Annotated in this window: 24 protein-coding genes; 5 read left to right on the top strand and 19 right to left on the bottom strand. The window is 60.4% G+C overall.

Going from position 1 to position 26378, the window contains the following annotated elements; translation table 11 throughout:
- Positions 1–18 precede the first annotated feature (18 nt).
- The 8 genes from recO to rpoZ form a co-directional block, all read right to left on the bottom strand.
- Complete coding sequence (gene recO / locus IE127_RS17845) at positions 19–726, bottom strand: DNA repair protein RecO (protein ID WP_189427137.1); 708 nt, start codon at positions 724–726, stop codon at positions 19–21.
- Between the two features lie 29 nt (positions 727–755).
- On the bottom strand, positions 756–1673 hold the full coding sequence (era, locus tag IE127_RS17840; RefSeq protein WP_189427136.1) for a GTPase Era: 918 nt from the start codon (positions 1671–1673) through the stop codon (positions 756–758).
- Positions 1670–2377: a ribonuclease III gene (rnc, locus tag IE127_RS17835; RefSeq protein ID WP_189427135.1), complete on the bottom strand. Its 708-nt coding sequence runs from the start codon at positions 2375–2377 to the stop codon at positions 1670–1672. Before rnc ends, era begins: the two co-directional genes overlap by 4 nt.
- Before the next feature lie 14 nt (positions 2378–2391).
- Positions 2392–3204 carry a signal peptidase I gene (lepB, locus tag IE127_RS17830; protein ID WP_189427134.1) on the bottom strand — a complete coding sequence of 271 codons (813 nt, stop codon included), beginning with the start codon at positions 3202–3204 and terminating at the stop codon, positions 2392–2394.
- Between the two features lie 30 nt (positions 3205–3234).
- Positions 3235–3654 carry a holo-ACP synthase gene (gene acpS, locus IE127_RS17825; RefSeq protein WP_189427133.1) on the bottom strand — a complete coding sequence of 140 codons (420 nt, stop codon included), beginning with the start codon at positions 3652–3654 and terminating at the stop codon, positions 3235–3237.
- Positions 3651–4235 carry an orotate phosphoribosyltransferase gene (pyrE, locus tag IE127_RS17820; protein WP_189427132.1) on the bottom strand — a complete coding sequence of 195 codons (585 nt, stop codon included), beginning with the start codon at positions 4233–4235 and terminating at the stop codon, positions 3651–3653. Before pyrE ends, acpS begins: the two co-directional genes overlap by 4 nt.
- Positions 4235–6505, bottom strand: coding sequence for a RelA/SpoT family protein (locus tag IE127_RS17815; RefSeq protein WP_189427131.1), 2271 nt, complete (start codon positions 6503–6505; stop codon positions 4235–4237). Before IE127_RS17815 ends, pyrE begins: the two co-directional genes overlap by 1 nt.
- 142 nt (positions 6506–6647) lie before the next feature.
- A complete protein-coding gene (gene rpoZ / locus IE127_RS17810) occupies positions 6648–7028 on the bottom strand; it encodes a DNA-directed RNA polymerase subunit omega (RefSeq protein ID WP_189427130.1) in 381 nt (126 codons plus the stop codon).
- 231 nt (positions 7029–7259) lie between these two features.
- On the opposite strand from rpoZ, the gene IE127_RS17805 reads away from it, so the two are divergent.
- A complete protein-coding gene (locus IE127_RS17805; RefSeq protein ID WP_189427129.1) occupies positions 7260–7835 on the top strand; it encodes a LabA-like NYN domain-containing protein in 576 nt (191 codons plus the stop codon).
- 61 nt (positions 7836–7896) lie between these two features.
- Positions 7897–8550, top strand: a complete 654-nt coding sequence (locus tag IE127_RS17800) for a uracil-DNA glycosylase (protein ID WP_244640310.1) — start codon at positions 7897–7899, stop codon at positions 8548–8550.
- Here the strand turns inward: IE127_RS17800 and smpB are convergent.
- On the bottom strand, positions 8547–9029 hold the full coding sequence (gene smpB / locus IE127_RS17795; protein ID WP_189427128.1) for an SsrA-binding protein SmpB: 483 nt from the start codon (positions 9027–9029) through the stop codon (positions 8547–8549). The genes IE127_RS17800 and smpB overlap by 4 nt on opposite strands.
- Complete coding sequence (gene dapA / locus IE127_RS17790) at positions 9029–9910, bottom strand: 4-hydroxy-tetrahydrodipicolinate synthase (protein WP_189427127.1); 882 nt, start codon at positions 9908–9910, stop codon at positions 9029–9031. The genes smpB and dapA overlap by 1 nt, the downstream gene beginning before the upstream one ends.
- Before the next feature lie 222 nt (positions 9911–10132).
- Between dapA and IE127_RS17785 the strand changes: the two genes are divergently transcribed.
- Both IE127_RS17785 and IE127_RS17780 read left to right on the top strand, forming a co-directional pair.
- A complete protein-coding gene (locus IE127_RS17785; RefSeq protein WP_189427126.1) occupies positions 10133–12169 on the top strand; it encodes a lytic transglycosylase domain-containing protein in 2037 nt (678 codons plus the stop codon).
- 40 nt (positions 12170–12209) lie between these two features.
- The gene (locus IE127_RS17780; RefSeq protein WP_189427125.1) at positions 12210–13151 is read left to right on the top strand and encodes an alpha/beta fold hydrolase; all 942 of its coding nucleotides are present in this window, start codon (positions 12210–12212) and stop codon (positions 13149–13151) included.
- Here the strand turns inward: IE127_RS17780 and IE127_RS17775 are convergent.
- The 3 genes from IE127_RS17775 to IE127_RS17765 all read right to left on the bottom strand — a co-directional run bounded on the left by IE127_RS17775 (position 13144) and on the right by IE127_RS17765 (position 17077).
- Entirely contained in the window at positions 13144–13635 is a 492-nt protein-coding gene (locus IE127_RS17775; protein WP_189427124.1) for a helix-hairpin-helix domain-containing protein, read from the bottom strand. The genes IE127_RS17780 and IE127_RS17775 overlap by 8 nt on opposite strands.
- A 154-nt stretch (positions 13636–13789) precedes the next feature.
- A complete protein-coding gene (locus IE127_RS17770; RefSeq protein ID WP_189427123.1) occupies positions 13790–15577 on the bottom strand; it encodes an OmpA family protein in 1788 nt (595 codons plus the stop codon).
- 165 nt (positions 15578–15742) lie between these two features.
- Positions 15743–17077 carry a hypothetical protein gene (locus IE127_RS17765; RefSeq protein WP_189427122.1) on the bottom strand — a complete coding sequence of 445 codons (1335 nt, stop codon included), beginning with the start codon at positions 17075–17077 and terminating at the stop codon, positions 15743–15745.
- A gap of 386 nt (positions 17078–17463) precedes the next feature.
- Between IE127_RS17765 and IE127_RS17760 the strand changes: the two genes are divergently transcribed.
- On the top strand, positions 17464–18207 hold the full coding sequence (locus IE127_RS17760) for an SDR family oxidoreductase (RefSeq protein WP_189427121.1): 744 nt from the start codon (positions 17464–17466) through the stop codon (positions 18205–18207).
- A 5-nt stretch (positions 18208–18212) separates the two neighbouring features.
- Here IE127_RS17760 and nagA read toward each other — a convergent pair whose 3' ends face one another.
- The 6 genes from nagA to IE127_RS17730 all read right to left on the bottom strand — a co-directional run bounded on the left by nagA (position 18213) and on the right by IE127_RS17730 (position 26300).
- Positions 18213–19352 (bottom strand): N-acetylglucosamine-6-phosphate deacetylase, encoded by a 1140-nt coding sequence (gene nagA / locus IE127_RS17755; RefSeq protein WP_189427120.1) that lies wholly within the window; start codon positions 19350–19352, stop codon positions 18213–18215.
- Entirely contained in the window at positions 19349–20377 is a 1029-nt protein-coding gene (locus IE127_RS17750) for an SIS domain-containing protein (protein WP_189427119.1), read from the bottom strand. Before IE127_RS17750 ends, nagA begins: the two co-directional genes overlap by 4 nt.
- Before the next feature lie 9 nt (positions 20378–20386).
- A complete protein-coding gene (locus IE127_RS17745) occupies positions 20387–21151 on the bottom strand; it encodes a GntR family transcriptional regulator (protein WP_189427258.1) in 765 nt (254 codons plus the stop codon).
- A gap of 274 nt (positions 21152–21425) precedes the next feature.
- Entirely contained in the window at positions 21426–24590 is a 3165-nt protein-coding gene (locus IE127_RS17740; protein WP_189427118.1) for an alpha-mannosidase, read from the bottom strand.
- 4 nt (positions 24591–24594) lie between these two features.
- Entirely contained in the window at positions 24595–25410 is an 816-nt protein-coding gene (locus tag IE127_RS17735; protein ID WP_189427117.1) for a carbohydrate ABC transporter permease, read from the bottom strand.
- Positions 25410–26300 (bottom strand): carbohydrate ABC transporter permease, encoded by an 891-nt coding sequence (locus tag IE127_RS17730; protein ID WP_189427116.1) that lies wholly within the window; start codon positions 26298–26300, stop codon positions 25410–25412. Before IE127_RS17730 ends, IE127_RS17735 begins: the two co-directional genes overlap by 1 nt.
- Positions 26301–26378 lie beyond the last annotated feature (78 nt).

The following is a 26378-nucleotide window of genomic DNA, read 5'->3' as shown; positions in this document are numbered from 1 at the left end:
GAATTTCCGGGCGTTCCGTCAGGCAGACTGCACAAGCTGATCAACCAGCGCGTCACGGGTGGGCGGCGGATCGATGTTGCGGGCACCCCATACGTGACGATCGAGAAAAAACCCGGTGAGCGCGAACGCCTGACGCAGCGCTTCATCGTCAGCCGGCGCTGTGCCAAACAAAAGCTCCGGCAGCGGCAAGAGCTTATCCTTATACGGCTCGGCAGCCTCTTGTGAAACCGCCCTGCCGGATTTTGGGGAGACATGGGTGAGATTGCTGGTGCGCCCCGTCGCCGCGCAATGCGTGAGGTCCAACCCAAACCCCAGTTCGTCCAGCAGCATCAGCTCGAACCGGGCAACATCGGCAGCGTCGATCTCGCCATCGAGAAGCCGCAGGGCATGGGCAAGGAGCCGATCGTGTGGATCGCGCTCCGGCAGCAGGTGCAGATGATCACAGAGGAGCTGGCTGAGGTAGAGCCGGTTACGGTCGGCAAACAGGGCAGACGCGCGGGCTTGCAGCAATTCGACAGCGAAAGCCCCGAGATGATCCTCAAGCCGTGCGCGCCAGACCAGCTGCACGCTGTTGCCCGGCTGTAGCGTTGCCGTGAGCTTTCGCGAGCGACCACCGCGCACGAGGCCCAGCCAGCGCCCGCGTCCGACAACCATGGCTTCGGCGATAACGCTTGTCTCGCCGTGGCGACGCACACCGATCAGAAGGCCTTCGCCAGTCCACTCCATCGCTCAGCAGCGCCGCAAAGCGCGCAACCTCACTTTTTGCCCTGCGGGTATTCCAGCCCCATTTCGCGATAGCGCTCGGGATCATCACCCCAGCGCTCTCGGACCTTGACGAAAATAAAGAGGTGAACCTTCGTCTCGAAGATTTCCATCAGTTCGCGCCGCGCCTCGGCACCGATGGCCTTCAGCGTCTGGCCCTTGTCACCGATCACGATCTTCTTGTGGCTGTCGCGGCTGACATAGACCACCTGATCGATACGATAGGAGCCGTCCTTTTGTTCCTGGAACCGCTCGGTCTCGACCGTGGCGTTATAGGGGATTTCATCGTGAATGCGCAGGAACAGCTTTTCGCGCGTCACCTCGGCGGCAGTCAGCGCCAGCGTCAGGTCGGTAAGATGATCCTCGGGGAAGTGCCATGGGCCGGGCGGCAAATGCTCCATGCACCACGACAGGAAATCGGCAACACCATCGCCGCGTAAGGCCGAGATCATGAAGGTCGCCTCAAACCGCTGATGCTCGTTCAGCTTTTGCGACAGTTCGAGCAAGGTCTCGCGCTTGACCGCGTCCACCTTGTTGAGGACCAGCATCTTGGGATGGCGAACCGCCAGCAAACCTTCAAGTAGAGATTCAACTTCCGCCGTCAAACCCCTTTCGGCATCGACGATGAACGCCACGAGATCGGCGTCGCCGGCACCGGTCCAAGCGGCGTGCACCATCGCCCGGTCGAGCCGCCGACGAGGCGCGAAAATGCCGGGTGTATCGATGAAGATGACTTGTCCATCGCCTTCCGTCACCACGCCACGTATCTGGGCGCGTGTGGTTTGCGCCTTATGGGTGACAATCGACACCTTGGTGCCGACAAGCGAATTCATCAGGGTGGACTTGCCAGCATTGGGGGCCCCGACGAGGGCAACGAACCCGCATGAGGTGTCGGGTGGCAACTCGCTCATGACGGCTCCTTCCAGACCTTTTCGCGGATCAGAAACTTTTCTGCCGCTTGGTGTTCGGCGATGCGTTTGGAGGGGCCTGTCGCCACCATCGGTTCAAATCCTTTGGCAGCCACCGAAATGGTGAACTGTGGTGCGTGGTCGGGGCCGGTGCGATCGACCTCCGTGTAGGTCGGCGGTTCGAGCCCTTGGGCCTGTGCCCATTCCTGCAAGGTCGTCTTGGCATCAGCGCGTGATGTGCCGGTATCGCCGAGATGCTCAGAGAACAGCTGCTCAACGAAGCTATATGCCTTTCCGAGCCCGCCGTCACAGTAGATCGCACCAATCACGGCTTCGCAGACATCGGCCAGTATCGCCTCCTTGCCCGCTCCGCCCGTCCGCGCCTCGCTCTCGCCCAGTACCAGTTCCCGGCCGAGATCGAGCTTCTTGGCGATGATCGCACAGGTTTCCTTGCGCACAAGCGTGTTCAGCGAGCGGGAGAGCGCTCCCTCGTTGGATTTGGGGAATTTGCGGAACAGCATGTCGGCGACCACGAGACCGAGCACCCGATCCCCCAGGAACTCAAGCCGCTGGTAAGAGCGCTCGATCCGCCGTGAGGGCGGCACCGCGCTCGAATGCGTCAGCGCGCGATCCAGCAAGTCGGGATCGGCAAAGCGATAGCCGAGCCTCGATTGCAGTTTGTCACGTCCGTCCGATTGAGCCGACATCTTCAGCCAGCTCTTTAGTAGACTGACCTGAACATGCGGTCCCAACGCACATTCGCCGGCCACTGCCAAATCTGCCAGGGCGGAATGTTGTCCTGGATCGAGAAGAAGCGCGCCTCGGCCTTGGCGATCAGATTGGTGTAGGGCACGTAACCGACGGCAGACAGCACACGGCTGTCGGCCGAGCGATCGCGATTGTCGCCCATCATGAAATAATGCCCGGCTGGCACGCGATAAACGGGGGTGTTATCAAGCGGCTGGTTGTCGCTGATTTCCTGAATGGTGTGTGTCGTGCCATTCGGAAAGGTTTCCTGGTAGACAGTGACTTCGCGCGTGTCTCCATTGGAATCAGTGTCGAGAGCGGTGCCGATCTCTTCGCGCGGCACGATATCGCCGTTGATATAAAGGCGCCCCTCGCGAACCTGGATCTCGTCGCCCGGCATGCCGACCACGCGCTTGATGTATTCAATGTCCTCAGGCACCGGCCGGAAGATCGCGATATCGCCGCGATTGGGTTCGCGGCCAAGAATGCGGCCCGAGATCGGCAATTCGAAATCGAGCAAGGTGAAATCGCCGTAACGGCCGAGCGAGAACGAATGCTTGCCGTAGCCCCAGACGAATTTGTTGGCGATGAAATAGTCGCCGATCATCAGGGTCTGCTGCATCGATGCGGTCGGAATAGAGAACGGCTGGAACAGGAAGCAGCGGATGACGATCGCGATCAGCAGCGCCTCGACGATGACGACAAACGTCTCCCATACCTCGCCTGCCGCCGATTTTGGCTGGGCCGACTTCGCGTTCTTTCCGGCCTTCTCGTCGGACTGGCTCATGATTGTTCCTTTGCGCCTTTGGCGCCGTGGTTAAGACGCGCCGCCTGTCTGGTCAACCTTGAGCGCTTCGATGATCACGAAGGCCTGGGCCAGCCCGGCATCGTCTGTAATGGTGAGATGAATATGCGGGATGTGGCCCTCGGGCATGATCCGCTCGAGCGCACGGGCAGCGCCATTGCTCAAAGCCATGGTGGGTTTGCCCGATGGCAGGTTGACGACACCCATGTCGCGCCAATAGACGCCGGAGCTGAGCCCGGTGCCGAGCGCCTTGGAGCACGCCTCCTTGGCTGCAAAACGCTTGGCGTAGGAGGCTGCCCGCTGGGCGCGGCGATCCGACTTGCGCCGTTCGATCTCGGTAAAGCAGCGATTGGTGAACCGCTCGCCATAGCGATCAAGAACCTCTTGCACCCGATGGATCTGGATAAGATCCGACCCTAGCCCAACAATCACGACAGCCCCCTGCTTCCCGGCTTGACCGCTGGAATTGCCGCGAGCTCCGGCGGCAGGGCATCGGCCGGATAGGCCGGAACTTCGAAATCGATCAGCGAGACCAGCGGCACATCAAGCTCAGCCTTGCCAGCGGAACGGTCGATGATGGCCGCCGCGGCGACGACATCGGCACCCAGCCCTCGCAACGCCTCGATGCATTCGCGGATAGACAAACCGGTCGAGACGATATCCTCGACGACGATCACGCGCTCCCCCTTCTCGACCGAAAAGTTGCGGCGAAGCTGGAACTGGCCGTCCACCCGTTCGGTGTAGACGGCGGGTTTACCGAGATGCCGCGCTGTTTCATAGCCGGGGATGATACCGCCCACGGCGGGCGAGACGACCTGCGACACATGACCGAATCCCTCGGCACGGATCTTCTCCGCGAGGGCGCGACACAGGATCTCGGTCTTTTCCGGACGACGGAACACCAGCGTCTTTTGCAGGAACATCGGTGAATGCAGCCCGGACGAGAGGATGAAGTGCCCCTCAAGGATTGCATCACATGACCGGAAAACTTCCAGAACCTCGTCACGTGTCATCAGTCGACAGTCCCCTTTTCGCCGTCCCACTCGAGTGTCGAAATCAATGCGGCTTCCGCAGCCGTTGCGCGCTGCACGGCTGAAACACCGGGGCTACGTTTGAGGGTTGCCAGCACATCCGTCAATTGCGCGAGGTCGCGCACCTCGATCTCGAAGGTCAATTGATGGAAGTCCGGCGATATCATGCGCATGATGAGATTGTTGATGTTGGCGTCACATGCGGCAATGGCCGAAGAGATTTGCGCCAGCGATCCCGGACGGTTCACCGACTCCATCGTGATGACTGTCGGATGCTGCTGATCTTCGCGTCCGAGCAGGTTCCAGCGCACATCGACCCAGGCCACGTCGCTATTGTGCAACTCAACCAGCGCTTCCGAGTGAATCGGGTAGACGCGCATTGGCTGATCGGGCTCCAAAATACCGACAAGCCTGTCTCCTGGCAGAACACCTTCGGGAGAAACGGTCACAGGAATATGGAAATCCAAGCCCGCTAGGGCCGCCTTGGCACGTTCGCCGGAGCGCTGCCCGCCTGGTACGCGGAACCGGAACCAATCGGTATCGCGCAACGCGAACCAGCCATCGGCCTTATCGGCGACGGGCAGATCGATACGTTTGCGGCGGCGCTTGAGACCTTTGACCTCATCGAGCTCGGCGGCCAGCGACTCACTGCTGACCTTGCCTTCGCCAACGGCAATCAGAAGTTCACGCTTGCCGGCATAGCCCAGGCGTTCGCCAAGTTCACGACCCTCAGCCTCGTCGAGAAGCACACCTTCACGTTCCAGCATGACGGACAACACGTGTTCACCCAAGGCGTGGGCACGTTGCGCTGCGGCATTTCGCACGGCGCGCCGGATGGCGGCACGAGCCTTGCCGGTCGCGGCGATTCCGATCCAGTTAGCGGGCGGCCGGTGATTCTGATTGCGGATGATCTCGACTTCATCGCCCGAGCGCAGCTGCGTCACCAGCGGCAGAATATTGCCGTTGATCTTCGCGCCTACGCAGGTGTCGCCGATATCGGTGTGGAGCGCATAGGCAAAGTCGATCGGTGTCGCGCCGCGCGGAAGCGCAATGAGACGTCCACGCGGCGTGAATGCGAAGACCTGATCCTGGAACAGCTCAAGCCGCGTGTACTCGAGAAAGTCCTCCGCCGAGGCGCCGGTTGTCAGATGGCCGATGGTGTTGCGAAGCCAGCTATAGGCGCGGCTCTCATTCTCTAGCCGGTTGAGGTCTGCCGAGACGCCGTCCTTGTAAAGCGCATGCGCCGCGATACCGAGTTCGGCAACCTGATGCATTTCATGGGTGCGGATCTGCAATTCCACGCGCTGACGGCCGGGTCCGACGATCGTTGTGTGGATCGAGCGGTAGTCATTGTGCTTCGGGACCGAAATATAGTCCTTGAAGCGTCCCGGCACGACCTTCCAGTTGGTGTGGACGATCCCGAGGGTCTGGTAGCAATTGGCGAGTGTATCGACGATGATCCGAAAGCCGATCATGTCCGATAGCTGCTCCAGCGCGATCTGCTTGCGTTCGATCTTGTTGAAGATCGAAAACGGCGACTTCACACGTGCCTTGACGACAGCCTCGATCCCTTCGAGCTGCAGCCGCTCGGTCAATTCGGCGCTGATCGTCTTGATGGTCTCGGCGTAAGCCGACTGCATTTCGGAAAGCCGTCGGGTGATCGCGGCGTGGTGATCCGGCTGCAGGATCTGAAATGCGATATCCTCGAGCTCGTTACGCATATCCTGCATACCCATGCGCCCGGCCAGAGGCGCGTAGATATCCATGGTTTCCTGCGCAATGCGCGCGCGCTTGTTCGGCGGCACATATTGCAGCGTCCGCATATTGTGCAGACGGTCTGCGAGTTTCACCAGCAGGACGCGCACATCCTGGGCGATCGCCAACAGAAGCTTGCGCAGATTTTCGGCCTGCGCTTCTTCCCGACTAACAAGGTTCAGGCGTTCGATCTTGGTGAGACCATCAACGATGGCGCCAATCTCGGGGCCGAAGAGCTGATCGATTTCGGCGCGGGTGGCGTCCGTATCCTCGATGGTGTCGTGCAACAGCCCGACAGCCACAGAAGCATCATCGAGCTTCAGCTCGGTCAGGATCGCGGCAACTTCCAGTGGATGATTGAAGTACGGGTCACCGGAGGCGCGCTTCTGGCTACCATGCTTTTGCATGGCATAGACATAGGCCCTATTGAGGAGCGCCTCATCCACGGCGGGATTATACGCCGCAACCCGCTCCACAAGCTCATACTGACGCATCATGACTAAAGGTGCGCCTTTCCTTCACGCTGCCTTTGCTTTCGACGCCCATCGGGCTGCGGATGGCGAACGATGTCAACCACAACGAAGAAGGCGCCCGGCAATCGCCGAACGCCTCCTCATATGGATCGTGATATCGATCCGATCAATCGTCGCGGCGCTCAGGGGGCGCCAGGCTTTCGATCGAGCGCAGCAACTCGTCTTCACTCATCGTGTCAAAGTTGATCGCATCATCATCGTCGCCACCGCGTGAACCACCTTCGATAAGCGGTGCGGTGTGCTGTTCGGGCTCATCCACTTCCACATACTTCTGGAGCGAGTGAATAAGATCTTCACGCAGATCGTCGGGGGAGATGGTGCCATCGCCGATCTCGCGTAGCGATACGACGGGATTCTTGTCGTTGTCGCGCGGGACGGTGATCTGGGCACCCGATGAAATCATGCGGGCGCGATGAGCTGCCATCAGGACGAGGTCAAAACGGTTATTGACCTTCTCAATGCAGTCTTCAACGGTGACGCGGGCCACTGGCGTCTCCAATCATTGTTTGGGGATTGACACCCTCATTACACGAGCCCTGCAAGCATTACAAGCGAGCTGTGTCACCGCGATAATTCGCGGTCACCTCCGCATGCGACTAACGTTCCAGTTGCGCAATGCCAGTCGACTGTGCGAAAAGCGAATATGTTCCAGCTTGGCATATAATGTGAGTGCTGATCGCCGGTCGTTCCGGCAGCTGCCGTTTATTAGGAGTATTGCGTGTCCATAGATCCCAGAGAAAAGATAGCTTTGTTCATCGACGGCGCAAATCTCTATGCGGCCTCGCGCGCAATCGGCACGGACATCGACTATCGTCGCTTGCTTTCAGAGTTTCAATCGAAAGCGTATCTGGTTCGGGCTTATTACTACACGGCCCTAGTCGAGGACCAGGAATACTCTTCGATTCGGCCACTGATCGATTGGCTAGATTATAACGGCTACACAGTCGTGACGAAGCCGGCGAAAGAGTTCACCGATGCAACCGGACGCCGCAAGGTGAAGGGCAACATGGATATCGAGCTGACCGTCGATGCCATGGACATGGCGCCCTACTACGATCACATGGTGCTGTTTTCCGGCGATGGTGACTTCACCGCTCTTGTCGCTTCGTTACAGAGGCGCGGCAAGCGGGTAACAGTCGCCTCGACACTGAGTACCCCGACGCCAATGATTTCCGACGAGTTGCGCAGGCAGGCGGATTTCTTCCTCGATCTTGCGGAACTGACAAAGACAGTTGGCCGCGCTCCGAGCGCGCCCCGTGTCAGCAGCCATGCGCAGGACAGCGACGACGACTGAGAATTTTGCAGCGGCACGGCATTTCGTCTAAGCGGATAAAGCCATTCCGCCAGAGTTCGCCGTGACCGATATCAATCCCCCGCCCGATTGCCCGCTATGCCCGCGCCTCGCCGCGTTCCGCGACGAGAACCAGCAGAAATTCCCCGAGTATTTCAACGCCCCGGTGCCGGTCTGGACGGGTGCGGCTACACGGCTTGTGGTGGTGGGCCTTGCGCCCGGGCTCAAAGGTGCCAACCGGACCGGTCGACCATTTACTGGCGATTATGCGGGCGATCTTCTTTATGCAACGCTGAAGAAGTACGGACTGGCGCATGGTGAATACGAGCAAAGGCAGGACGACAGCCTTACGCTCGACGGCGCTTCAATCGTCAATGCAGTGCGCTGTGTGCCCCCGCAGAACAAGCCGACACCGGCGGAAATCCACACCTGCCGACCATTCCTGCAGGCGGTGTTCGATGCAGAGCCGCAGGCAAAGACCTATTTGGTGCTGGGGCGTATTGCACATGAGTCGGTTTTGAGGGCGCTTGGGCAAAAGCTGTCAGCTTTTCCCTTCAAGCACGGCGCACAGCACACGATCGGCGTTCATGGGGTGACCGTTTTCGACAGCTATCACTGCTCACGATACAATACGAACACCGGGGTTCTGACGGAGCAGATGTTCGAAGATGTCGTCGGAGCTGCAGCGCGTCATGCGTTGAAGCATGCGGAAAGCTAGCCCTGCTTGAGCAGGCGCTGCTTTTCGCGGTTCCAGTCGCGTTTTTTCTGCGTTTCGCGCTTGTCGACCGTCTTCTTGCCCTTGCCAAGACCGATGAGCAGCTTGGCTTTGCCGTGATCGTTAAAATAGAGCTTCAGCGGCACGATGGTGTTGCCGGCGCGTGTGACCTCGGCCCCCAACCGCGAAAGTTCCTTTTTCGAAACCAGCAGTTTGCGGGGTCTCGTTTCCTCATGGTTGAAACGATTCGCTTCGAGATACTCGGGAATATGCGCGTTGATCCACCACAACTCACCCCGCTCGGGTGATGCATAGCTTTCAGCGATCTGCGCCTTTCCAAGCCGCAACGACTTAACCTCTGTGCCGGTCAGAACGATTCCGGCTTCGAGCGTGTCGCCGATCTCGTAATCGAAGCGAGCGCGGCGATTGTCCGCAACCTGGCCGTGGCTGATATAGCTCTTGCTTTCCTTCTTCGTCGCCATCAGCCCTCCAGTAGTCCGGCATGAACCAGCGCGGCATCGACAGCCGCCATCGTGGTTTCGGACGCAGGAACGAGAGGCAGACGCAGTTCGTTCCGGCAAAGACCAAGGCGCGAGGCGGCGTACTTCACCCCTATCGGGTTAGGATCGATGAACAGCGCCCTGTGAAGGTGCACCAGCCTATCCTGGATCGACAGCGCCGTCTTGAAATCACCCTGGTGGCAGGCATCCTGCATTTGCGCGCACAGACGCGGAGCAACGTTCGAGGTCACGGAAATGCAGCCGGTTCCGCCGTGTGCATTGAAGCCGAGGGCGGTCATGTCCTCGCCAGAAAGCAGGATGAAATCCTCTCCCAACTTGGCGCGTTCCTGGCTGGCCTTGCCCATATCGGCAGTGGCATCCTTGACGCCGATAATATTGCTATGCGCATCTCGCAGCCGAGCAATGGTATCCACCGTAACATCGACAACCGTGCGGCCCGGCACGCTGTAGAGCACGACCGGCAGGTCGATCGCAGAGGCAATCGCCGAGAAGTGCTGGAAAATGCCTTCCTGGTTCGGCTTGTTGTAGTACGGCACAAGCGACAGAATAGCATCGGCCCCGGCTTCCTGGGCGAAACGCGCAAGCGCTACAGCTTCGGCGGTCGAGTTCGACCCGGCGCCGGCCACAACCGGCACGCGACCATCGGCGGCCTCGATACAAATCTTCACGACACGCCGGTGCTCTTCGTGCGTCACTGTCGGGCTTTCGCCGGTGGTACCGACAGGGACGAGACCGTGCGTGCCTTCCCTGATCTGCCAGTCGACAAAGTCCGAGTAGGCTTTCTCGTCCACCGCCCCATCCTTGAAGGGGGTGAGGAGTGCCGTAATCGAACCTCTCAACATGAGTCAGTCTTTCCTTGGTTTGCCACAAATCAGCCGCGGGGCGATGCCATAAGCACGCCCCGATGGTGTCGCGCACACATAGGTGCAGAAGTCGCGCACCATACTGATTGGCCCCGCCGATCACAAGCATGCAACCGGGGCGTCAACCGGCTCCGAAACCGAATGTTCACCCGGACCGGGTAATATCGCGTTAACCGCAAGCTCTCGAGGACCTACGAGCGAATGCCGAGATCGACTGTTCTGGCAGCCGGCCTGATTATCGCCACCACGCTTGGGGTTGGCACGACGTTGCATTCCGTGCGCGCGCCGGCGACGGAAACACTTGACCCGATCACCACAAGCACGGTGCGCTCGGAACCGTCGCGCCCCGCTCCGCCCTCAGCGCCGTCGATGGGCGCCTTCAAGGTCGCTTTGGGGCTGCTCGATGAAGGTGAAGCGCAAGCTGCGTTCGATACGGCAGCCACTCTGCCCTCCGCCGTACAGCGGCACGCGGCGCAGTGGGCAGTCATCTATTCGCGGCCCGGGGCGATCGATGCCGATGCGCTCGCCGTCTTTGCCGAAGAGGCGCCTGAATTTGTTGATGAGGACCTGATGCGGCTGCGCATTGAACAGGCCCTGCTCAGCAGCGATGCCAGTGACACCGACATCATAAGCCGGTTTGGTGACGAGATGCCGCGTACGCTGACTGCGCGCATCAGGCTCGCCGAGGCTTACTTGGCCGAAGGTAAGACCGACGAAGCGAGTGAGCTTGCGCGCGATTTATGGACCGGGCACCTGCTGACAAACGAGCAGGAAGACCGAATTTCCAGAAATCTTGGTGGCCTGCTGACCGCAGAAGACGACTGGGTGCGCGTCGAACGATTGCTCATGCACGACCGCATTCGCCCGGCGGAACGCGCGGCCGAACGGTTGAGCGACGAACAAAAGTCGCTGATCGAAGCGCGCGCTGCAACGGCGCGGCGGCAATCGGATGGCAAGGCGCTGCTCGATGCTTTGCCCGACGAATATGCCGAACATCCGGTGACCATATTTACCCGCGTTCAGCGCGCAAGGATGGCTGGGCTTTATGAGCAAGCCGTGGAGTGGCTTGAAAAGGCTTCGGAGGATGCTGTTGCACCTGAAGTCTGGTGGACCGAGCGCAATCGTATTGCACGGGACCTGCTGGCGGATGGCAAGCCGGAACTGGCGTATCGGGCCGTAGCAGGCTTCACCCAAGGTTCGGCTGTTGATTTGGTCGAGGCGCATTTCCTTGCCGGCTGGATTGCCCTGGCACTGCTCGACGACGCTGACAGCGCGGTCGAACAGTTCCAGCAGCTGACGGGGCACACGACCATTCCCGACAGCGTGACGAAGGCACATTTCTGGCTGGGGCGCGCATTGGCGAAGGCCGGCCGTTTTGCCGAAGCGGATGCGGCGTATGGCGTCGCCGCTCAGCATCACACTGTCTATTATGGGCAGCTGGCGCGGCTTGCCCTCGGCCTCGAGGACGTGCCGGTGCGACCATTGCCAACACCTAGCGACGCTGACGCGGGCTTCGAACGGGCACAGCCGATGCAGGCGGCAAGGCTGCTGGCCGAAAATGGAGAGACCGGTCTGGCGCTGAGCCTTCTGAAACAGTGGGCGCAAGGACTCGATCAACCTTCAGCATTTCTTGCCGCCACTCGGCTGGCTGTGGAGTTTGGCGCACAGGACGCTGCTATCGCGATCGCTGAAATTGCACGCCGGCGCGGGGTGGATCTCGACCCCTACTCCTTTCCCATCGAAGCTATTCCTGAAACCGCGCGTCTTGCGGCAGATCGATCGGCTGTGTTCGCCGTGGTTCGCCAGGAAAGCATGTTCCGGCGCGATGCGCGTTCCCACGCCGGCGCGAGCGGGCTGATGCAATTGATGCCGGGCACCGCAAGGGACATGGCCGATCGGCTAGGCCTCGAGTATTCAGCGGCACGACTTACCCGCGATGCCGACTATAACCTCCTGCTCGGCTCTACGTATCTTGAAGCGCAGCTCGACCGCTATGCCGGCTCCCTGGTGCTGGCTGCCGCGGCGTATAATGCCGGACCCGGCAACGCGGACAGGTGGATAAGAGCTTACGGCGATCCGCGCGCCGGCAATGTCGATCCCGTATTATGGGTTGAGCTGATACCGTTCGATGAGACGCGGCACTATGTGCAGCGGGTGCTGGGAAACTATCTCGTCTACCGCGCACGGCTGGGAGCGGAACCAATCACCATTGCCGACGCGCTGCGGCGCATCCGCTAAAGCACCTTCGCGCGCCGCGCAAAACGCGGTAAGGACCCCCATGTTCACGCGGCGCAAAATACCTGAAGATCATCCGGCTTTTCGTGACCTGCCAGTGGTGCCGGTGACGCTGGGCCGTGCGCGCGAATATGCGGCGGTTCACATCAGCGGCACGCTGGCGCGGGGCAAGGTGCCGCTGGTTTGCGTTGCCGGATATGAGCGCAACATGAGCGACTTCAAAGGCTTGCTGTCTCGTTCGCACCCAGACTTCATAGACGATCATCCTATCGTCCTGATCGATCTGCAGGGACGCGGACGCTCAAGCGATCGAGCGGCCGCCAGCCAATATGGCACCCCCAATGATGCGGCAGATGTCGCGCAGGTGATCATGGCACTCGGCATCGAACGTGCCGTTTTTGTGGGCCAGGGCTATGGCGGACAGGCGTTGATGCTGCTGGCTCGGGACCACCCATTGCTTGTGGCGGGGCTAATCCTTTCGGACGCCGGCCCGCTGAGCGACCCGCGCGGGCTGGTGCGACTGCGTACGAACCTCGAGATTCTCAACAGTCTCAAGGGGCGGAGTAACGTCTTGTCCGCTTTCCATCGCATTCTTGGCCGGGATTACCCCGGAGCGGATGAACAGGACCTCGAGACGTTGGCGATGCGCAGCCACTATATCGACAAGCGCGGCAGAGCGCGGCCGCTGTTTGACGCGAGGTTTGAGAGTTTTCTGAAGCAGTTCAGCCTGGACGACGTACTGGCAGCACAGTGGCCGATTTACGATGCGCTCCGGCACGTGCCGCTGTTTCTAATTCGCACCCAGTTTACCAATCAGCTGCGGCGGGAAACGTTCGAGGAGATGGTTCACCGGCGTCCGGATGCCAGGGCGATGGTCATCAAGGGGCAAGGATCGCCGGCGCTGCTGGACGAGCCGTCGGAAATCGCGGCGCTTGCTGAGTTCGTACGGCATGCCGCGACCTCGCGGCTGGAGCTAATTAGCTAGAGGGGCCGGTCGCCACCGTCTCCGGCTGGGTAAGCCGTATAGCCTGGCCGACCCAATCGTCGCGTTCGATGCGGCCGCGCAACCCCAGACGCTCATCGAGAAGACGCCGATCTTCGAGGCTCCATCCGGCGATCTGATCCAGGTGATAGATCCCCGCTTCGTTGAGCGTGCGCTCGAGCTTTGGGCCGATTCCGGCGATGCGCTTCAGATTATCCTTACCGCTGGCGCGCGGCGCATCGAGAAACACAGCGCCACGGTGCTCTGCGGCCGCAGCAATCGGCTGAGATGCCGATTGCTGTTTTTCTTCGCTGTGCCGCAGCGGTTTGGTCTCGCTCAAATGGCGGTCTTCGTCATCGCCAACTGTATCGCGTGGCCGCTGCGCCGGCTCGTCGTGGCCGAGCCGCCAGGCAAAAGCACCCAGTCCACTCCCAATGGTGAAAGCTGCGAGCAAGAGCAGTGCTGCTTCAATGACATAACCATTCATTGCGGCGCTACCTTTCCTGCATCAGCTCAACCATGCCTCGCGGCTGCACCAAACCAACCGGCGACGAGCCCAAGAGCGAGAGCTGCCGCCATGAAGGGCCAGTAGATGCTCAACAGATAAAGCACGGCCTGCATGTTTTGAAATACCTCAGAGATCAGGGCTCGCGCGGCTCAAGCTCCACAACAATACGGCGATTGCGCTGCTTGCCGGCGGCAGTATCGTTTGACGCGATCGGCGCGCTTTCACCGTAGCCTACGGCATAAAGTCGTGCTGAAGATACCCCCCGCTCGACGAGTGCCGCAACCACTGCCTCGGCACGCGCAACCGACAGTGCGAGATTTGTTGCTGCGCTGCCATCTGAGTCCGTGTGGCCCTCAACATAGATGGGAAGCTCGGGACAATGGCTCAAAAAACCCACCAGTTCGTCGAGAGCGCCTTCGGACCCGGCGATCCTTGCGGATCCTGACGAGAACAGGATGGCGTTGCGCTCCGAAAATACCGCCAGTTCATCACGGCAGATCTCCGCCGCGCTCGGCAATTCGATCGTAACGGTCCAATCATTGGCTTCAGGCAGTTCGGCAAGCGCCGCGTTGCGCGCTGCCTCATCGGCAGCACGACCTGTCAGCGCCCATGCCCCATCTTCAAAGCGAAGCGTGCCGGATGCGAGGGCATTGAGTGCCCGAACTCCGGCGACTGCCGCGAGGATGAACCCCTCCGGCGCACCTTCAGCTACAGCCAGCGTATCGGTTTCCGTATTGCCCACGACGCGAAGGTAAGCGCGCGTCTGCTCTGCCGGTACCATGCCGGACAATTCTACTCCCTGATCCTCGCCTTTCTCGGCGATGAATGCGTACTCAGGATCGGTGGACGGCATCTGCTCCGATGGCTCCGCATCTGCGTTTTCTGCAGACTCTTCTGAAGTGACATCGGCTGCCTCGGCAGATGACTCCGCGGTCGTGTCAGAGTTGATGTCGCCTTCGAGTGCCGTTTCCTCGGCGCCGCCAGCATCATCAGTGTCAGAAACCGGATCGGGAGCCGCAGCGGGCTCGGTTGAAGGCGATGACTGCGAAAGCTCGAGTTCCCAACCCTTATCGGCAAGGCTCGCCTCAATTGCGCTGACGGTCTCTGAGCTCGATGCTATGCCCGAGATGGACCAGTCGCCATCGACAAACTCCGCCTGGCCTCCGCTCATCATGTCGAGCGTATCAAGCGCCAGCACGATATCGGCGACGAAGCCCTCGGGCGCCCCCTCGCGCACCTCAACGTCGGATTCCCCACCGTCGCCGGCGCGCACCGCGAGGAACGACCGCATCTGGGCGGTGGGCACATCTCCACCGAAACGCCACACACCATCGGTCTTGGAGGCAGTAAACGCAAACGCCTGTTCGACCACAACCGGCGCTACCGGACTGCGTGTCTCTGCAATGTCTGCGGAGGGCTCAGCGATTTCGATTTCATTGAGTATCAGGATGAGCCCTGGAGGCAGCAATCCCGAGAGTTCCTCGATTGCTGCGGCATCGGTTTCGCTGGCGGCCACTCCCTTGATCGAGACCATGTTGCCACGAAGCGAGAAGCGGCCTTCGCTCAACCGCGAGACAGCCTGGCGTCCGAATTCCACTGCTGCGTTGTATTGTGCGGAAGCGCCGCGCGCCACTTCGACACTTGATGTGTCAGCGCCCTCAATATCGACGGCCAACGCCTCCAAGAGCGACTCATTCGGCGCGTACCCGCCAAAGACTATCGAGCCATCCTCAGCGCTGCGGTCGATGGTCAGCCAGTAAGGTGACACGGGGGCCGCGTCCGCCTCGAGAGTGACGATACTACCGGCGCCGCCTTCGCCGTTGCCTAGTGGCTGAGATGTTACCTGAGCATACCCCGGCAGCGCGACCGCCCCGGAACACAACACCATTGCTGCCAAAGTCTTGCGCGCTGCGCCGTTCATTCGCATTTGCCGTCCTTCGCGAATCTGCGGGAATTTTGAGGGAAATTAACGAGCGCGGTGGTGGATGAAAATGGCTTTGACGCTCTTCGATGGGGTTCTTCGGCACAAAAAGAAAGGGCCCGGCAAAAGCCGGACCCTTCCAAATCGCCAGAAGCGATCCAAGGATTAGTTGAATTCCTTGGCGGCTTCGAAAGTGACCTTGTAAGCGCCGTTCTCGTGCACTTCGCCACCCAGAGCGGAGGTGAAGCCACCGCCTGGTGCCCATGCGAGCTGAGCAGCACCGTAGAAATCGGTGGTGTCGTCAGGACGCTCGGTCGTGCCGTAGACGCCAACTTCGCCGGTGAGCGAGATGGTCTCGGTGACAGCAGCAACGAGCTGAGCTGCAACCTGGTAACCGCTCGTGCCACCGTTGTTGTTGTCGTAGTAACGGCCGCCGAGGTTGATCGCAACGCCTTCGGTCACAGCAGCGCCGATGGACGCGCCAACACCGTAGTCGGTGTCGAGACCGCTGCCGCCGTTGACTTCACCCGAAACTGCGAGGGTGAACATGTCGAACGTTGCAGCAGCCGAAGCGAGGGCGTTGTAGAACGACTCGTCGGTCGGCACGTAGTGGTTGGCAGCAATCGCACCGCGGATGCGGAAGATGTCGAAGGTGCCGGTTGCGCCAGCATGGACAGCGTATGCATCGACGTCGCCGTCGAGGATACCGCCCATCAAGCCGGTGACGTGTGCAGTGATGCCTTCGCCGGCATAACCAACAACACCAACCAGGGTGCCGGCCATGTCGACTTCATCGGATTCTGCGAGATTTTCGAGGCCGAGGCCGACGTTCACGCCGTTGCCGAGATCGGAAACAACCTGGATGACGTGGCTTCCGGTGTCGAACTGCTCGGTGTAGAACTCTTCGATGCCGATGTCGTGCGAAACGCCGGTGTCAACTTCAGAGGAGTTGAACAGGCCGAGGAAGTTGAACGGTTCGTCATCGCCGAAGTTTGCGATCGAGCCCTTCTTACCAGCCATGATGACAGTGGAGTCACCGACGGAGACGTAAGCTTCGTCGAGGTCAACACCATCGGTGTCGTCGTCGTCGGCCATGAACTCTTCGTTCTGGACGCGGACTTCGTCGATGGCTTCGAGACGGATCACAGCGCGGGCAGGACCGAAGTCGGAGTCAGCGGTGCCGACGAACTGCAGCCAAGCCTCAACCTGCGATTCCCAATCCTTGTCGCCGAGCGGGCCGGAGTCGTTGTTGTCGAAGTCCTGGGTACCAGCAAGGGTGTCAACAGCAGTTTCGCTACCGCGATAGTCGCCCCAGTTGAATTCATAGGACACGCCGCCAGTGATCTGCAGGCAGTTGGTGTCGGAAGAGATGGTGAGACCCGACAGGCCGAGCGCGTCACACACGTCCAGCGAAGTCAGAACGTCCAGATCGGCAGCGTAGCCAGCGGTCGAGAGACCAGCGGCAGCGACAGAACCGAGGATAAGGCTCTTGAGTTTCATGTGTTGACCTCCAAAGTCAGTCATTTTGGTGCCGGTTACCCAGCGGTTTGTCGAAACGCGACCACACTTGTTTGTGGTGCAGTGTGTTGCCGTCGCGTTGCGACCGACAAACGATCCCATGCATGGATTCGCAAGGCCCACTCTACGCATGCCGAATGCCGACGCAATTGCGTAGTGAGGGATTTGGGGCGCACGGCGTCTTGTTGCGCAGCCCTTGTTGCAGATTCAGCACACAGCCGTTAACCACCTCTTAACTGTCGTGAATGCCCGGTTAATAAGGGCTTGAGTGGCAAGGTGGTCTTGAGCCCGCCTTGGTGCTGCGGCGCAATAATGGCAGCATCTGGCAAACGGCGCGGGAATTTCGCCGCATCTGTGAAGGAAACGGGATGACAGAGTCTAAGGTAGCAGTGGTGACGGGCGGATCGTCCGGAATTGGACGCGCAACAGCGCTGGGGCTGTCGCGTGCCGGGTACCGGGTGGCCATTTGCGGGCGCCGCACGGATGCGCTTGAGGCAGTCAACGCCGAGCTGAGGGACGGGCTGGCATATACTTGTGATGTGACCAACCCTGATGAGGTCGCTGGCTTCTTTTCGGCGATCGACGAGCGCTTCGGACGCCTGGACGTAGTTTTCAACAATGCTGGCCGTGGAGCGCCTGCGACAAGCTTTGGCGATCTCGATGTCGATATCTGGCGTCAGATGATCGACACCAATCTCAATGGCGCCTTTTATGTTGCGCGCGAAGCGTTCAGGCGCATGCGCGACCAGACCCCGCAAGGTGGCCGCATCATCAATAACGGTTCCATCTCGGCCTACACGCCGAGGCCCGGTGCCGGGCCCTACAACGCCTCAAAGCATGCCATCACGGGATTGACCAAGACCATCTCTCTTGATGGCCGCCCCTTCAACATTGCCTGCGGGCAAATCGATATCGGCAATGTGGCGACAGACATGACCAGCGGCATGAGTGCCGGGGTTCCCCAGGCCAACGGCACGATGATGCCGGAGCCGACATTCGCCATCGAGCATCTTGTGGATGCCCTACTCTATATGGCGGGGCTACCGCTGGAGGCCAATGTCCAGTTCATGACCGTGATGGCGACCAAGATGCCCTATATCGGACGCGGCTGAGCGGATCAGGCGGAGAAGAGCTGCTCTCCGCCGATTACCGTACTACGCACCGCGAGGTCGGAAGAAAGCTGGACGAAGTTTGCCGGGCTACCCTTAATCAGTTGGCCGTGCCCCTCCAGCCCTATCGCCTGAGCCGGATAGAAACTCGCCATTTTCAGCGCCTCTTCAAGCCCCAGTCCAATCTCGCGATGCATGAAGGCCACCGCATCGATCATATCGAGGTCGGCACCGGCAAGCGTTCCATCCGCCAAGCGCAAGGCGCCATTGGCGCGCGTGATCTGCCGACCGTTCAGGGTCAGTTCGCGGATGTCAGTGCCGGTTTGCGACATCGCATCCGTGACAAGAAAGATTCGTCCGGGCCCTTGCTTGGCCGCAAGGGCAATCTTGATGGCCTGGGGATGGACATGGATTCCGTCGGCGATCAAGCCAGCATACACTTCCCCTCTGGCAAGCGCGGCGCCAACGAGACCGGGTTCACGATGGCCCATCTGACTCATGGCGTTGAACAGGTGCGTGACCATCCGCGCGCCAGCATCGATCGCCGCGTTCGCCGTATCAAATCCGGCATCGGAGTGGCCAATGCTGACAATGATTCCGGCATCGGCCAGCGCCCTGATCTGATCCGGGATGACGGTTTCGGCGGCGACCGTGACCAGCAGATTCGGCAGCTGCGCACGAGCAGCGACCAGAAGCTGCAAATCCTCGTTTTCCATCGGACGAACCAGCGCCGGATCATGTGCGCCCTTGCGCGCCAGTGAAAGATGCGGGCCCTCCAGATGCAGCCCAGCGAAACCAGGGACCTTTCCGGCAGCAGCAGAACCTGCGGCAATAGCGGCAGCGGTGACTTCCCGCGTGTCCGTTATCAAGGTCGGAAGCAGGGCCGTGGTGCCGAACTGCCAGTGCGCGCTGCAGATGGTTTCGATGCTTTCGCGGGTGGGCGCGTCGTTCAGCAAGGTGCCGCCGCCGCCGTTCACCTGCAGATCCACGAAACCCGGCACGACCATGCCGTCAAGGCTAGCGCCCCCTGACAATCCCGCTGTCGGTTCCAGGGCGGTGATCATGCCATTTTCAACGTGAATCACTACGTCATCGTGCCACTCGGCTCCGTCGAAGAGCCTCTCGCAGCGGAAGCTGGCAGAACTCATACCGTTTCAGTCACCTTCTTGAGGCGTGGAGGCGTATCGGGATTGAGCCCCCGGTGTCGCGCGAGCGCCTCGACGAAGCCGTAGAACGATACGATCAATGCCAGTGGGTCGGTGATCGGGTGGCCAGTCTCGGCAAAGGGCAGTTTGCGCGCCGCGTCGGCGTGTGCCGAGGTGAGAAATGCCCGCGCGCCTTTTGCGGCCATGTCGTTGGCGGTGTCAGCCACGGCCTTCTCTGCCGCGTCACGGCCCGCAAAAGCGAGAACCGGGAAGCCTTCCGCCACCAGAGAGACCGGTCCGTGCAACACCTCGGCCGCACTGTAGGCCTCGCCCTGCATCCCGCAGGTTTCTTTGAACTTGAGCGCCGCCTCGTTGGCGATGGCCATCGCCGGCCCGCGCCCCAGCACGAAGAGCGAGTCGTGACCGTCGAGTGCGGTGATCAGGTCCGACCAGTCGCATGCCAAAGCCTTCTCGAAGGCCTCAGGCAGCGCAGCGACAGCATCACGCAAACCGGCGTCCTGTTGCCATTCGGCGAGAACTGCAAGACCGGACACGATCGAGTTGACGAAGGTCTTCGTGGCGGCAACGCTGATTTCCTCGCCAGCGGCCATGTCAATCGTGACATCGGTGGCACCGGAGAGCGGAGAGCCGGCTGTGTTGGTGATGCCGATCGTCAGCGCCCCGCCCTGCCCGGCAGTCTTTACCAGATCGAGAATGTCGGGGCTCTTGCCGGATTGGGAAATGGCGAGGGCTGCGCCGGTGCGGAGTTTGAGCGGCTTGCGATAAACCGAGGCAATGGACGGCCCGAGCGAGGCCACAGGCAGCCCTGCCGTCAGCTCTATCGCGTACTTGATGTAAGCAGTCGCATGATCCGACGAGCCACGCGCGATGGTCACGAGGAAGGCTGGATCCTTTGTACGCAAGCGTGTTGCTGCATCGCCTATCGCCTCACGTCCACTGTCCAGCAGGCGAGCGGTCGCCGCGGGGATCTCCCTGACTTCGCGTAACATGTGAGTCTGATCGGACATCTGGTCTCCTTAAGTCGTCCTGCCGTCGCCGAGCCTCAGTTCGGCAACGAAATCATAGGCGTCCCCTCTATAGGTCGAGCGCGTCAGTTCCGCGACGCGACCATTGGCGAGATAGGACACCCGCTCGATGTAAAGCCCGGCCGCACCTGGAGCGACGCCAAGAAGTGCAGCCTCGTCTGCCTCGAGATTGGCGGCGCGGATACGCTGGATGGCGCGTATTGGTCGGCTGCCGGCCTGTTCCAGACAGGCATAGAGGGAATCGCGAACTGCTGCCGGGTCAGGAAGGATCTGCGTCGACAGCGAGGCGCGCTCAATCGCTAGCGGCGTCTCCTGAGACAGCCGGAGGCGGGCAATACGTGAAACCTGTTCGCCAGCCGTCAGGCCGAGCACCATGGTTTCCTGCGGCGACGGGGGGTAAACGCCGCGGTCCAGCCACTGCGAGCGCACGGCCATTCCGCGGCGAGCCATGTCCTCGGTGAACGAGGTCAACTGCGACAGGGACTGCTCGACCCGCGGCGCCGGCGTGGCGACGAAGGTGCCGGAACCGTGCCGTTGCACAAGCAGCCCGTCCTGCACCAATTGCTGCACCGCCTTGCGGACGGTGACGCGGCTGACGTCGACCCGCAGGGCAAGGTCGCGTTCGGACGGCAAGGCATCGCCAGGCTTGATGCCGCCATTTGCAATCGCGTCTTCAAGCCAGCGCTTGAGCTGCAGGTAGAGTGGTCCGCCCGAAGGGAGGGTGATCGGACCTGAGCCGAACCCGTCTTCCGTCATGTCACCCAAGTTGTCCTCACCAGGCCGCTTCCGTTTCGCCGATATGATCCGGCTTTGGAGCTACCATACCAATAAAAGACCATTGGCCAAGACGAAACTTTATCCATCAGGCGCTGAGGGTCTGGAATGGCCAGCGTATCGGCGGCTTCAACCCGACTTGACCAAGGGATGAACCGGGCAGAGGCGAAAGTGGTACGGCTTTGGCATCACCAGGGGCCCGTGACGAAAAAAGCGCACCCGAAGGTGCGCTTGAAGGTCAGGCGTGGGAGGCCGGCTAGAGAGACAGTTTGAGGGTCGCGATCTCGAAAGGACGAAGGGACAGCGTCAGCGAGTTGTCGTTGAACTCGACCGACTCGCCGCCCTCTTCCATCAGGTTGACCCGCGATACGGATTTCACCGGCACACCGAACTGGATGTGCGCTGTGGCGCGGCGGTTGGCATGTTCGAACACTCGAACGATCAGGTCGTCGCTATCTTCCGCCTTCTTGACGGTTTCGACGGTGACTGTGTCGCAATCGACGTCGGCAAAGCTGAAGGGTGCGGCTTCTGCCGCTTCACCCAAAGCGCCGACAAGCTGCAGCGGGTTGTTCAGCCGCTCTGCCGCCCGGTGTACGAGCTGCAGGTCTTTTTCGCCTTCGTGGATGAACAATGCGTAGCGCAGTCTGTGCTCGCCCTGATCCGCCTCAGGATGCGGATGCGTGCTGCCACGAACCAGAGTGATGCGCACCGTCTGCTCGACAGCGTCGTAGCCGTACTTGCAGTCATTGATCAGCGCTGCGCCGAAATCCGCCTCGCTGATATCCACCCAACGCTGCATCGAAGCTTCGAAGCGCGCCTTGTCCCAACTCGTATTGCGGTGGGTTGCGCGCTTGACGTGCCCAAACTGGATTTCCGAGCGCAGTTCCGAAGTGTTGAGGTCGAAGGGGAAGAGCGCCTTCACCACCTGGCGCTGCTCGTGCCAATCGATGAAGGTATCGAAATCGAGCTGGCGGGCGCCGTCTGCGAGGGAGATCACCTGAACGAAGCGCGACTTGCCATATTCGCGCGTGACGCGCAGCGCGGCGCGATAGGGACCCTCTTCCACGACTTCGATGCTTGCCTTGCCATCGGCCAAGGCCCAGCCCTTCTTGTCGAAATACCAATCGATATCCCAGGCATCCCAGTTCATCGACTTGTCTTCGTAGGCGACGAGCCGGTTCGCCGTCTGGCCCTCGGCCAACGCTTCGCGCTGACGTATCTTGTCGAAAACCGAGACGATCTCGCCATTGGCGTCGAAACGGACGCGAAGCAGATCATTCTCCAGATGCGTCGCCGATACGCTTAGCGACGTCCGCGCATCACCGCTGGATGTCGCAACACCGACAGAGGCCCAACCCAGCGCAGGAACATTTGGCACGGGCGCTGCAAGGCGGCTCGATCCATCGGCCAAGGTGACTTTCTGGAAGTCGCGCACAGTGCCGCCCTGCACCAAGCCCTTTCCTGTTCCTGCAGCCACCTCATCAATCAGCACCAGTTCGCCATCGCGCGATTGGCTCGTGCCGTTGAAGATTTTCGCGCCGGGCGCCTTCAGGGTGCCCAATGCGGCATGAAACGGGCCGTTGGAGGAATCGAGTTCGGCAAACATCGCGCCGTATTCGGCATCCGAGTCCTCATAGACTTCCGGGATGGATGTGCCTGGCAGAATGTCGTGGAACTGGTTGATCAGGAGCGTATCCCAATATCGGGCAAGCGCTTCTTTGGGATACGCGGTCCCAGCGGTCGCCATTGCCATCGCCCCCACAAATTCCAGTTCGCGCAGGCGGCGTTCGGCAATGCGGTTGTTGCGTTTGTTCTTGGCGATCGAAGTCAACGTGCCGCGGTGATATTGGAGGTACAATTCACCGTTCCAGACCGGGAACTTCCCGGCCTCATCAGTCATGCGTTTGCCGAGCCGATCGAGGAACGGCACAATGCCTTCCATGCGCACCTTCGGCGCCCCGGGAATGCCGTTCTGCAAGCGCGTGCCGCGCTCGATCATGGCGCGGGTGGGGCCTCCACCGCCGTCGCCATAACCATAGCACAGCACGACCTCATCGTAGACGGATTTCGGCTCGTAGCGCTTCCACGCGCCCATGACTTCGCTGACCGACAGATCCGAATTGTAGGTGGTAAAAATCGCATCGGAATCGAAGCGCTGCGCCGTAATCAGCTGCGCTTTGGTCTGTGTGCCGTCGATGCCGCGCCAGAAGAAGGTATCGTATGGGTGCCGATCGGTATCGTTCCAGGAGAGCTTTGAAGTGATGAAATACTCGAGCCCGGATTTTTCCATGATTTGCGGCAGGTTGGCGGAATAGCCGAATGTATCCGGCAACCATACGCATTTCGGGGTGACACCGAACTCCTGTTGGTGAAAACGCTTGCCGCGCAGGATCTGCCGGACCAGCGCCTCGCCTGAAGCAATGTTGACGTCAGGCTCCACCCACATGGCGCCTTCGATCTCGAACTGCCCCGACTTTACCTTTTCCTTCAGGCCTTCCCAGATCTCCGGGTAGTCGGTCTTGAGGAAGTTGAAGAGCACCGACTGGTTGTACATGAACACGAAGCCAGGATATTCGGCCATCAGGTTCAAGACCGTGGCGAAGCTACGCCCGGTCTTGTCGCGTGTGTGCATGACGCGCCACAGCCAGCCGACGTCGAGATGGGTGTGGCCCACGGCAGTGATCGTCGGTTGCACCTCGGTATCGGACAGCTCGTAGATTTTAGACGCAATCTTCTCGGCATCCGGCAGGCTCGCCTCGAGTTCGTCGGTGATCTGCCCGCGACGGTCGAGAGAATAGAGCGCTTCTTCGACCAGGTTGAGAATGGCATGGCGCCGTGCGTCGGTCTGCGGCAACAGACCCGCCACCTCAAACGGCGTCATCAGATCGAAGTATAGCTTTTCGACGCGCTCGTGCCGGGTGAGGTACTCGACACCGAACCCAGCCAGAGGCCTGTCAAAGAAGGTGAAGGCGTTGACCAGCACGATATGCTTGTTTCCGGGCTTCGCGTTCCGCTCGATGACGAGTTCGGTATGGTTGCCATCGATCGCCTGAGCGATCTTGCCATCGAGATAGGCAAGGCATTGTGGATCAGTCGAGCCGGGGCGCTGCTGCCATTGCGACGAGAACCTGAGGACAAAGGTCTTGCCCTTGGCTTCTGCCGGTACCTCGACTTCCGCCGCGAACCAGGTAGGCCCCTGCTTCTTGCTCCATACTGTCCGCTGATCGAACGCGGCCCAAGAGCGCCAGTCGGCGGCCAGCGCCGAGGCTGCGTCCGTGTCCGCTTCGAGATAACGCCAAGCGATTTCGCCCGGAACCGGGGTCAGAATCTTGGACCCGAGATCATTGCACAGGCGCAGAAGCTGGCCTTCGCGTTTGACGTCATCGACAAGGAGGCCAAGCCTGCTTGCAAGCGAATTCATAGAATTATCCCTTCACTCCGACACCGGCGAACCCTGTGTTGAGGTTGCGCCGCAACAGAAAATAGACGGCGATGGCTGGCGCCGCGTAGATGATCGAATAGGCGGCCAGAAAGCCGTAATTGATGGCGCCCTGACGCCCAAAGGCCGCATACAAGCCGACAGACATCGGAAAGGCGTCCTGAACCCGTGCAAAGATCAGCGGCAGCAGGAACTCGTTCCAGGCGCTGGTGAAGGTGAAGAACCACACGACCGCGATGCCGGCGCGCGACAGAGGCAGCACCACAAAGGTGACGATCTGCCATAGCGAGGCGCCTTCCACATAGGCCGCCTCCTCGATCTCGATCGGCACGGTATCGAAGAAGTTCTTCAGCAAGAGCAAGGTGAACGGCAGGTTCAGAATGGTCAGTGCAAGGATCACACCCAACTGATTGAGCAGGCCGGCACGTTGCGCCGCGAAATAGATTGGCACCAGAACACCGACCGCAGGCAGCATGCGCAACAACACGAGGGCCCACAGGAAGGCATTGCGACCGGGAATGTTGAGCCGGGAGAGCGGATAGCCGGCTGCGATACCGACGATCACGCTCAAGGTTGCGGTGCCGGCGGCAATGATCACCGAGTTGATGAACTGACGGCCGGAATCGCCACTGACGGCCGCGACGAAGTTGCCAACACCCGGCGTCGTCGGCCACGCAAGCTGGCCGGTCGACGATGTATCGAAGGCGTTTAGCAGCAGCCAGGTGAACGGGCTCACCCAGATAATCGCCATGAACGTGAGGGCGAGAGCCGTGAGGCGTGAATGTACTATGCCGGACTGCATCACGTCGGCTCCCTCAGCATGCGCAGATAGATCAGCGAGAGCCCGCCCACGATCAGCAGCATCGCCACCGAGATGGCGCTGCCAAAGCCGAGATTTCCACGCGAGAAGCTCTGATTGTAAAGGAAGATCGCCAGTGTTTCCGTTTGCCGGCCGGGCCCGCCACCAGTCATCGCGAAGATCAGCGGGAAATAGGTGAAGGTCCAGATGGTGATGAACAGCATGTTGGTGGCGATGTGCGGCCGGATGATCGGCAGGATCACCAGCGATACACGTTGCCACATAGTGGCCCCGTCGACCTTGGCCGCCTCGATCAGTTCACGCGATATCGAATCCAGCGCCGCCGAGAACAGGATGTAGGACCATGCTGTCCCCTTCCAGATATTGGCGATCGTCACCACTGCGAGGGCGTAATCATTGATGAAATTGACCGGCTGGAAGCCGAGCGGCACAACAATGAGCGCGTTGATCAAGCCGGTATCGGAGGTGGTGGCCGACCACAGGAATGCCGCAACGATATCGGGAACCAGCCAGCCAAGCATGATCGAGACCTCGATCATCGTCCGCAGGGTTCCCCGCATGCCGCGCAGAGAGGCCGCAAGAATGAAGCCAAGCAATGACTGGCCGACGATTGCCGAGAAGAACACGAAATAGATGGTGGTCCACAGCGACTCAAGAAAGCCGCGTCGGGTGAACAACCGCTCAAAGTTGTCAAAACCCACCCAGCTCCATTCGACCGATTTGCGCCCAACAAGCGCAAGGTCGGTGAAGCTGAAGGCAAAGGCCCATGCAGTGAAATAAAGCAGCACCCCGATCATCAGAAGTGCCGGCAGAATGCCGATACCAAGCACAAAAAGGTTGCTTGTCAGCCAGGGATTGCCCTGATGTCTCATACGTTTACCCGCCCCGCAGCTCTACGTTTCCCGGCGTCAGGGACGCATGGGACCGCGGCGGCACCAAAAGGGGCGCCG

Source organism: Devosia pacifica (genome assembly GCF_014652635.1).
GTDB lineage: Bacteria > Pseudomonadota > Alphaproteobacteria > Rhizobiales > Devosiaceae > Devosia > Devosia pacifica.
This window is presented reverse-complemented; position numbering and strand designations above follow the sequence as displayed.